At 32.9% G+C, this 8,133-nt stretch carries 10 protein-coding genes and 1 pseudogene; 8 read left to right on the top strand and 3 right to left on the bottom strand.

What is annotated here, in order from left to right:
- Position 1: 1 nt before the first annotated feature.
- Together ACJMLH_RS01720 and ACJMLH_RS01725 are read left to right on the top strand one after the other, a co-directional pair.
- Positions 2-601, top strand: a complete 600-nt coding sequence (locus tag ACJMLH_RS01720) for a potassium channel family protein (protein ID WP_405274210.1) — start codon at positions 2-4, stop codon at positions 599-601.
- Between the two features lie 31 nt (positions 602-632).
- Positions 633-1,895: a magnesium transporter gene (locus ACJMLH_RS01725; protein ID WP_405274211.1), complete on the top strand. Its 1,263-nt coding sequence runs from the start codon at positions 633-635 to the stop codon at positions 1,893-1,895.
- Here ACJMLH_RS01725 and ACJMLH_RS01730 read toward each other — a convergent pair.
- Together ACJMLH_RS01730 and ACJMLH_RS01735 are read right to left on the bottom strand one after the other, a co-directional pair.
- Positions 1,892-2,761 (bottom strand): hypothetical protein, encoded by an 870-nt coding sequence (locus ACJMLH_RS01730; protein WP_405274212.1) that lies wholly within the window; start codon positions 2,759-2,761, stop codon positions 1,892-1,894. The two genes, ACJMLH_RS01725 and ACJMLH_RS01730, sit on opposite strands and share 4 nt — an antisense overlap.
- Positions 2,748-3,692: a hypothetical protein gene (locus ACJMLH_RS01735; RefSeq protein ID WP_405274213.1), complete on the bottom strand. Its 945-nt coding sequence runs from the start codon at positions 3,690-3,692 to the stop codon at positions 2,748-2,750. The genes ACJMLH_RS01730 and ACJMLH_RS01735 overlap by 14 nt, the downstream gene beginning before the upstream one ends.
- 168 nt (positions 3,693-3,860) lie before the next feature.
- On the opposite strand from ACJMLH_RS01735, the gene ACJMLH_RS01740 reads away from it, so the two are divergent.
- From ACJMLH_RS01740 to ACJMLH_RS01765, 6 genes and pseudogenes are all read left to right on the top strand, one after another.
- On the top strand, positions 3,861-4,259 hold the full coding sequence (locus ACJMLH_RS01740; protein WP_405274214.1) for a Zn-ribbon domain-containing OB-fold protein: 399 nt from the start codon (positions 3,861-3,863) through the stop codon (positions 4,257-4,259).
- On the top strand, positions 4,231-5,145 hold the full coding sequence (cfbA, locus tag ACJMLH_RS01745) for a sirohydrochlorin nickelochelatase (RefSeq protein ID WP_405274215.1): 915 nt from the start codon (positions 4,231-4,233) through the stop codon (positions 5,143-5,145). Before ACJMLH_RS01740 ends, cfbA (ACJMLH_RS01745) begins: the two co-directional genes overlap by 29 nt.
- Before the next feature lie 96 nt (positions 5,146-5,241).
- Positions 5,242-5,739: a sirohydrochlorin nickelochelatase gene (cfbA, locus tag ACJMLH_RS01750; protein WP_405274216.1), complete on the top strand. Its 498-nt coding sequence runs from the start codon at positions 5,242-5,244 to the stop codon at positions 5,737-5,739.
- A 311-nt stretch (positions 5,740-6,050) separates the two neighbouring features.
- The gene (locus ACJMLH_RS01755; protein WP_405274217.1) at positions 6,051-6,836 is read left to right on the top strand and encodes a carboxypeptidase-like regulatory domain-containing protein; all 786 of its coding nucleotides are present in this window, start codon (positions 6,051-6,053) and stop codon (positions 6,834-6,836) included.
- Positions 6,837-6,843: 7 nt separating this feature from the next.
- Positions 6,844-7,065 carry a hypothetical protein gene (locus ACJMLH_RS01760; RefSeq protein WP_405274218.1) on the top strand — a complete coding sequence of 74 codons (222 nt, stop codon included), beginning with the start codon at positions 6,844-6,846 and terminating at the stop codon, positions 7,063-7,065.
- Between the two features lie 199 nt (positions 7,066-7,264).
- Positions 7,265-7,516, top strand: a pseudogene (locus tag ACJMLH_RS01765) (sirohydrochlorin nickelochelatase); the annotation flags it as partial.
- A gap of 190 nt (positions 7,517-7,706) precedes the next feature.
- Here the strand turns inward: ACJMLH_RS01765 and ACJMLH_RS01770 are convergent.
- Positions 7,707-7,931: a transposase gene (locus ACJMLH_RS01770; RefSeq protein ID WP_405274224.1), complete on the bottom strand. Its 225-nt coding sequence runs from the start codon at positions 7,929-7,931 to the stop codon at positions 7,707-7,709.
- Positions 7,932-8,133 lie beyond the last annotated feature (202 nt).

The raw sequence follows: 8,133 nt of genomic DNA on the forward strand, positions 1-8,133 counted from the left end.
ATTGACAATCAAAAATTTATTAATCGAAATGAAGAATATGTCGGAGCTAATGGTCGATTTAGCTTATTCAGCTGTTTTATTTAACAGTAAAACTGCTGCTGAGGAAGTTATCACATTAGAAAATCAAGTTAATACAATGAATTACGAAATTAAGAAAGAATCATTAGTTGCAGCCAGATCTTATGAAGATGCTGAAAAATTAACAGCTTTACTTGAAATTGCAGAAGCTGCAGAAAGTATAGCTAATGCAGCTAAAGACTTAGCCGATTTGGTTATTAAAGGATTCAAACCACATCCAGTATTCAAGATGGTAATGGAAGAATCCGATAAAAGTATTGTTAGAGTGGTTGTTGATGAATCATCAGAATTGGCCAACAATACTTTAGGAGATTTACTTTTAGTTAATCGTACCGGTATGAGAGTAATTGCAATTAGAAGAGGTGTATCCTGGATTTATGGTCCGGATAAAAGAACAACTCTATTGCCGGAAGATACATTAATTTTAAAAGGAACAGATGAAGGAGCTGACTTGCTTGAAAAACTTGCAGCAGGAACCTGTTCTTTAGATGATATTCCAGATGAATTAGAAGATGAAAATTAAGAGCGTGATTAAATGATAGGTAGTGATACTTGTGAAAGACAGACAGAAGAGGATTCGCAGTTCACTATCCAAATCAGCCTTTTCAGAATTTTATGAAATTCATAAAAGTTCTATTAAGGAAGGATTAATCGCTCTTTTAATATGTGCAGTTGGGGATTTGATAGCCGGTATTATATTAGGTAAAATGACCTTTTTCCTTGAAGCATTTCCAGGACTTTTAGTTATTATTCCTGGAGCCATTGGTATGAGAGGAAATATTTTCGGTTCTTTTGCTTCAAGATTATCATCAAATTTACACATTGGTATAATATCCCCGCAATTTGAGTTTTCAGAGCAATTGAACTTTAATATTTTCACATCTTTTGTTTTGACATTAGTTTTATCCATATTTTTAGGCATTGTTGGTAAAATTTTCTGTCTGCTGCTCCATTATCCCTCAATGGAGTTAATAGATTTCATATTGATTTGTACTATAGCAGGAATAATTTCCAATCTGATTATGCTTCCAATAACAATGCTGGTTTCATTTAAAAGCTTTGAGCATGGCTGGGATCCGGATAACATTACCAGCCCAATCATTGCGGCTTTTGGGGATCTGCTGACTTTGCCCGCTATTATTGCATCAATTTTTATCCTGACACTATTGAATATTAATTTCATAGTTAAGGATGTTATTCTTGCAGTTATCCTTATCGGAGTTTTAGTCAGTTTTGTCTACTGTTATAAATTATCCTATGAAACCAAAACAATTTTAAGACAGTCCACTCCTGTATTGCTTGTATGTTCCTTTTTAGGAGGTTCAGCGGGAGGTATTCTTAACAGTTCAGTTGAAACACTGCTTACCAATCCAAGTTTGCTGACATTGCTTCCTTTATTCTCAGGAGAATGCGGAAGTTTAATCAGTATTTTAGGTGCTAAACTGTCTTCCGGTCTTCACTCCGGTTTGGTGGAACCTCTAAAAATACCTAAAGGAAATTCAATTCATAACTTTATAGTTTCTTTTATTTTAGCTATTATTGTATTCCCGTTCATAGGATTTTTAGCCGAAAGCTCATCTGTAATTCTTAAAACCGCAGGTGTCGGATTTGCAAATATTCTTTTGATAAGTACAATTGCCGGTTTACTTTTAGTCACTATAATGGTATTTTTAGTATATTATGTATCTACAATTTCCTACAATAAGAATTTGGATCCTGATAATATTGTGATTCCTATTTCAACAAGTATTACTGATTCAATTTCTAGTTTAACATTGATAGGTGTATCATTGCTTGTTTTGGGCATGCTTATTTAAAACCATGCCTTTACAATTAAATTACAATCATTTGTTCTAAAATAGTCATAATTTAAATTGTACATTTTGAAATTTTTGGGAACCGATACCAGCACAGCCTTTACGTTTGGTCTGTTAAAGTGGATGAACACCACTGCACTTGTATCGTCATAGAAGTTAATCTCGCTGTTCAGGTTGATATTTTCAGAGCCTGGTGTTTGCCACGGACGTTGTTTGACAACCCGTGTAGTATCTATTATGTATTTTAAATCGCCCTTGTCTTTAGGATTTATGAGTAGATAATAGTTGGACTTTTCCAGATTGCCCTTAAATATTTTAAAGTAGTTGCAGCTGTGCTTATTTTGGTCGTGTTTGTGATTGCATTTACCTCCGTATTGAAATTCGCTTATGACAAATCTCTTATAAAAATCGCATTTAACTGCTCTATTTACAGCAAATATATCTCCATTTTCATTATTCTCTCCGATTTTTACACTTGAAATACTGCTCTGCTGTGGAATCAGTTCCATTGATGTTTTGATTTTCGAGTTGAACAGTTTTTTATCCACTAGATTTTTATAATTATTTTTAAGTGCAATAAATTTGGAATAGGAAATGCTGTTTGGAATAATTTCTCCTTCTTCATTGATTATTGCAAGGCCTGGCGTTCCTTTGCCGTGTTTTTCCCAGTTATCCGGGATTCCTGGGTTATTTATTAAATTGTCTGTGAATTCATTGATTAGGTTTTCAGTATTTTCCTTTTCCGCTGAGGTTATAGCCTTATTTGTCAGTAATTCTGATGCATTAAGAACAATTCCGCTAATGAATAGAATAATAATTAAGACAATAGCTATTTCTATAACAATATTTCCTCTATTGTCCATCATCTTCCCACAACCCGTATTTTTTCCTATGGGAACTGTCCAAAATTAGGCTGTTCATGTCTGTCTTGTCGATTTTTTGTCCTGTATAGTGGTCATGGTATACAACATGGTCCGAACAGGAAATTGAATCATTCGTCAGTGGTGTGTGGGTTTGAATAAATACTTCAAATCCATAATGAGGACATGTCCCTTTTCCTTCAAGTCTGCATAAATAACAGCTTCCATCTCTGCTTTCATGAAAATAGCCTTTTTTCAAGCAGTCTTTTAATACTCCGGGATCTCCATGGTGAGTATATGGATCATATGGGCATTTTTTGATTGTCAGCGGAGATGATGCAAACAGGTAAGAAAATGGAGAGTCCAGATTTCTAAGCTTAAGGTATCTTGCAAGGGCATTTTTGTATTTTATTTGGTCTCCATCGACATATATTCCGGATGCCGCAGTCAGTTTTGCAGGAGGCAATGGGTCTCTTAGACCTTCGACTGAAACATTCTTTTCAATAACTTTATGAAACCTGTTAGAGTTCTTTTCAATGCCCAGTTTTACTTTAAACAATACTTTCCATGGTGTGTCTGTAGGTTTAACGGACAAAACCTCAGAAGATATTTTTGCATCGTATTTTTCGCCGAATTCCTTGTTCTTCTTTGTTAGTTTTCCATTCAAATTCTTTTTGATTTGGTCTTCGCTGTTCAGTAATTTCAGGCTGCGATAGACTTTGGTGCAGGCATCTTCAATAGAAGCTCTTGCTAAAATTTCCAGATTATCGCTATAGTCATCAACGATATATTTGAAATTGTCATTTTCCGTTGAATCGATATTTTCATTTTCAATATAATTTAAGGTTGTAAAAACAAAAATTGCAACCAATAACAATGCTGTTATCAAAATAACAGTTGTACCCAGTATTAAATTTCCTTTTGAATCGATTTTCATTATTAAAAATTAAACTTAAATTCATAAATTTTTTTTCAAAGTGCGACTTTATGCACATGTGCAAAAGTAATAATTATTAAAAAAAAACTCAAAATAAGTAATAAAAAAAATACTTTTTTATATTACTAATTAAATATTATACATATTGAAAATATATGGAGGAATTACATGTCAGATACTGTAAGAACATGGCGTCATATTCAACAGAGATATAATCTTATTGGTTCTAAATGTACCACCTGTGGGGAATTATTCTTCCCGTCTCGTGTAGTTTGTCCTAACTGCAGGAGAAAAGGTAATCTTGAACCGTTCCAATTCAGTGGAAAAGGTAAAATTCACACATTTTCAGTTATCAGGTCAGCTCCTGACGATTTTAAAAAAGCAGCTCCTTATGCTGTAGCTGTTATTGAACTCGAAGAAGGTGCAAAATTAACAACTCAACTTGTAGATTGTGATGTTGATGATATTGAAATTGGTGACGATGTAGAAATGGTATTTAGAAAAATCAGAGAGGATGGAAAAGACGGAGTTATCTCTTATGGATACAAATTCAAAGTTATCAAATAATACTGCTGTCATTCTCGTAAGTCATGGAAGTACCTTGCCTTATGCAGAGGAAGTATTTACAGAAATTAAAGAAAAATTTATCAAAAAATCAGGATTAGCGACTGAAATAGGATACATGAAAGTATCCGAGCCTACTATTGCAGGAGCAGTTGAAATATTAAAAGGACAAGTTGATGATTTGGATAAAATCATTGCACTTCCTGTATTTTTGGCTCCTGGTATTCACACTAACATCGATATTCCTCAATTATTGGGTCTTGAACCTTTGGAAGTTGATCCAAGATGTCCTGATGGAAATTACCCGCCGGAACATTATTTGTCAATAGCAGACGATGTTGATTTCGATGGCGAGATTGAACTGTTAAGTTCAATTGGGTCTCGTGATGAACTTTTGGATATAATTGATAAGAGAATTAATGAAGCTCTTGAGGATTCAAAATTAGATGATGATGCAAAAACCGGAATTTTACTTGTTACCCACGGTTCAAGGCTAAATTACAACAAGGAATTTGCAACTGAATTATATAATAAATTTGAAAAAACCTGCGAATTACCGTCAAGCTTTGGCTTTATGGAATTATGCGGTCCAAGCATTCCAGAATCCATTAATAAACTGGTTGATGAGAATGATTTGGAAAGATTGGTTGTTATTCCGGTATTCATTGCTCCTGGTATGCACACCACTCATGATATTCCACATATTTTAGGATTTTTGGAAGACCATGAACATGAACATTCACACAGCCACGGTCACGACCATGGACATGATCACACTCATGACCTGACTCCGGTCGAGTTTGATGGTGAAATCCTATATCCTGAGCCTATCAAGGCGGACGATATATTGATAGATATTCTGGTTTCAATGGTAAATGAAAAATTATAATTTTTCATATATTTTTTTGAAAAATTTTGATTTCAATATAACTTAAATAAATTTAACTTAAAATTTAATTATAATCATATTAACGGATGATAAAATATGTCTGATAAAAAAACAGGAATCTTACTTTTAAGCCACGGTTCAAGACTTGACGATGGTGAGGAAGTAATTAAAGCTTATAAAGAAATGTATGCAGAAGAATTTCCAGAAATGCCTGTTGAATATGGATTTATGGAAATCAGAAAACCGGGCATTCCGGAAACAATCAAAAAATTAACTTCAGAAAACGATTTGGAAAAAATTATTGTTGTACCTGTATTCGTTGCTCATGGATTACATACAAAAAGGGATATTCCACAATTGCTAGGAATTGAAAGTGATTTTGATGAAGAAGCAGCATCTGGTCATCATCACCACCATCACGGACACGATGACCACGATCATGACCACCACGGTCATGGACATCATCATCACCACGATCATGACCATGATGACGAAAAAATTGAATTTGATGGTGAAATCGTATTGACAGATCCTTTAGGAATCGATACACGTCTATACGAAATTATCAAAGACAGGGTTTCAGATAATTTATAGCAGAAATTCTTTTTTCTGATTTGAATTATATTAATTCATTTCTATTATTTTTTTTATATCTTACTGTTTTAACATTAAATGTTGTTTTTGTATTATAATTATTATATTAATAATATCCAAATAATTTCTGCCAATACTCATTTTTTTTTAAAAGTTATATTATAATAACCAAGAAATATGCATTTTCTTTAAATTGTTTAATATTTTAGTGTGGAAATATCAATCAGGAGGCTACAGGTATTGTTAAGTTTGAAGTTACTGGTGCTGAGGAGTATACTGTTTATGCTGATGTTTTAAACGGCAAAGCAGTAATGGAAGATGTCCTTTCTGCTGGTGATTATACTGTTGTTGCTACTTATATGGGTGATGAAAACTTCAATTCCAACACTACACTTGCATCATTTAATGTAGAAAAAGAACCTGTAATCATTCCAATTGCTTCTGAATTCAGTGACATAACTATCGGCGATGATTTAAGCATAAATATTGTCCTTAAAGATGAAAACGGTGATGTCATTGCAAATGCTCCTATTACGTATGTAGTAAACGGTACTGCAGGTACAACCACTACTGCTGCTGACGGTTCATTTACAATCAATGCAGTAAACGGTGCAAAAGTTGAAATTAAATACGCTGGAAATGAAACAATCCTGCCTACTAATTTAACATTGACATTCAATGTTCCGGTTGGTCCTGTTGTTGTTAAAACAGACACTCACTTCAACATTCCGGGTAATGCAATAACAATTAACGGATATGCGGTTGATACTAAAGCTGGTGAAAAAGGTATTCCTTATGCTACAGAACTGCTTGATGCAAACGGAAAACCAATAGAAGGTGCTAAAATACAGTTTGGAGTAAACAACAAAATATACAAAAGAACAACCAATGAAAATGGAAGCTTTACTCCATATAATCTGGATATGATTAGGGCTGGAAGATACACAATGGCATTCTCATTCGGAGGAGATGATAACTACAATAGTACATTTGCCGTTGTCTGCGTTGATTTGGATAAAAAACCAATCACAATCAAAGCAAGCGCAAAAACCTATAAAGCAAGTGTAAAAAACAAAAAAATACACTGTAACTCTTAAGACTATTGTGGGATCTTCTGCTGATGGCAAGGTGTATCTTAAATCCGGTAAGAAAGTTACTCTGCAGGTAAACGGTAAAATATTCTCTGGAAAAACCAACTCCAAAGGACAAGTCACCTTCAAAATAACTAATTTAAATAAAAAGGCCAAATATAAGGCTAAAATCAGTTACGCAGGTGACATTACATACGAAGCCGCAACAAAAACTGTAACTTTAACAGTCAAATAGTGAGATTATGCTCTCACTATACTTTTTTTTATTTTTTCTGGGTTTTAATTTAGTGTTTTATTTAAATTCAGTGTATTAGAGTATATTTTTTTATTTTTTTTACTAAATTTTCAAGACAATTGTATTGTATTTTGATATATATCATGAAGGTTTCAGAACCTACAATAGCCGGTGCTTTGAAATATTAAAGGAACAGGTTGATGATTTGGACAGAATCATTTTGCTTCCGATATTTGAATCTCACGATCTCCACACAAAATTGGATATGCCGGGATTACTTGGAATTGAAAGTGATTTTGATGAAGATGTGGTATTAGGTCATTTTCACCACCATTATGACCATGATGACGAAAAAATTGAATTCGATAGTGAAATCGTATTGACAGATCCTTTAGGAATCGATACACGTCTATATGAAATTATCAAAGACAGGGTTTCAGATTATTTATAGTAAAAATTCGTTTTTTTTCCGATTTGAAGAGTGTTGGCAGAAATTATTTCATTTTGAACATTTTTCATTCTTCATTTTGATTTTTTTATCATTTTTTTTAAGTTTGTGATATTAATTGCATTGAATTAATAACTGAATGTAAATCCATTTTATTTTCTTTAATGAGATTGAATAGTCTTATTAAGTTATATTAAGCTACTATTGTGAATATTAAGTTTTGTACTCTTTTTAAACCAATAATTTGGATGTGGTCGTAGTTGTAGATTCTTTTGAAAGTTCCGTTGTGTGCTTTTACTGTCTTTGAACGTAGTTTATAGTCTTTTATTCCATCTTTACTTGACATTAATCGTTTTACTTTGTATGTAACTTTGTGAATGTATCTTGTTATTGTTCTGTGGTTGTTTGTGTAGCATATTCCTTTGTATTTATAATTTTTTCAAGTTTGATAATTGGAATAGACTAATTTGATTTTATTTTTCCATCATTTTTCTTGTGGAGACGTATATGTTCCATTAAGAGTCAATTTTTCATTATTGGGACAAATTAAAACATTTTTATACTCATCAAAAATAAAATAATCAACAGCAAATGGATTGTTAGGAAGCTTTCCTGAATTT

Origin of the sequence: Methanobrevibacter sp. (assembly GCF_045116495.1) — an archaeon.
Taxonomy (GTDB): Archaea; Methanobacteriota; Methanobacteria; order Methanobacteriales; family Methanobacteriaceae; genus Methanocatella.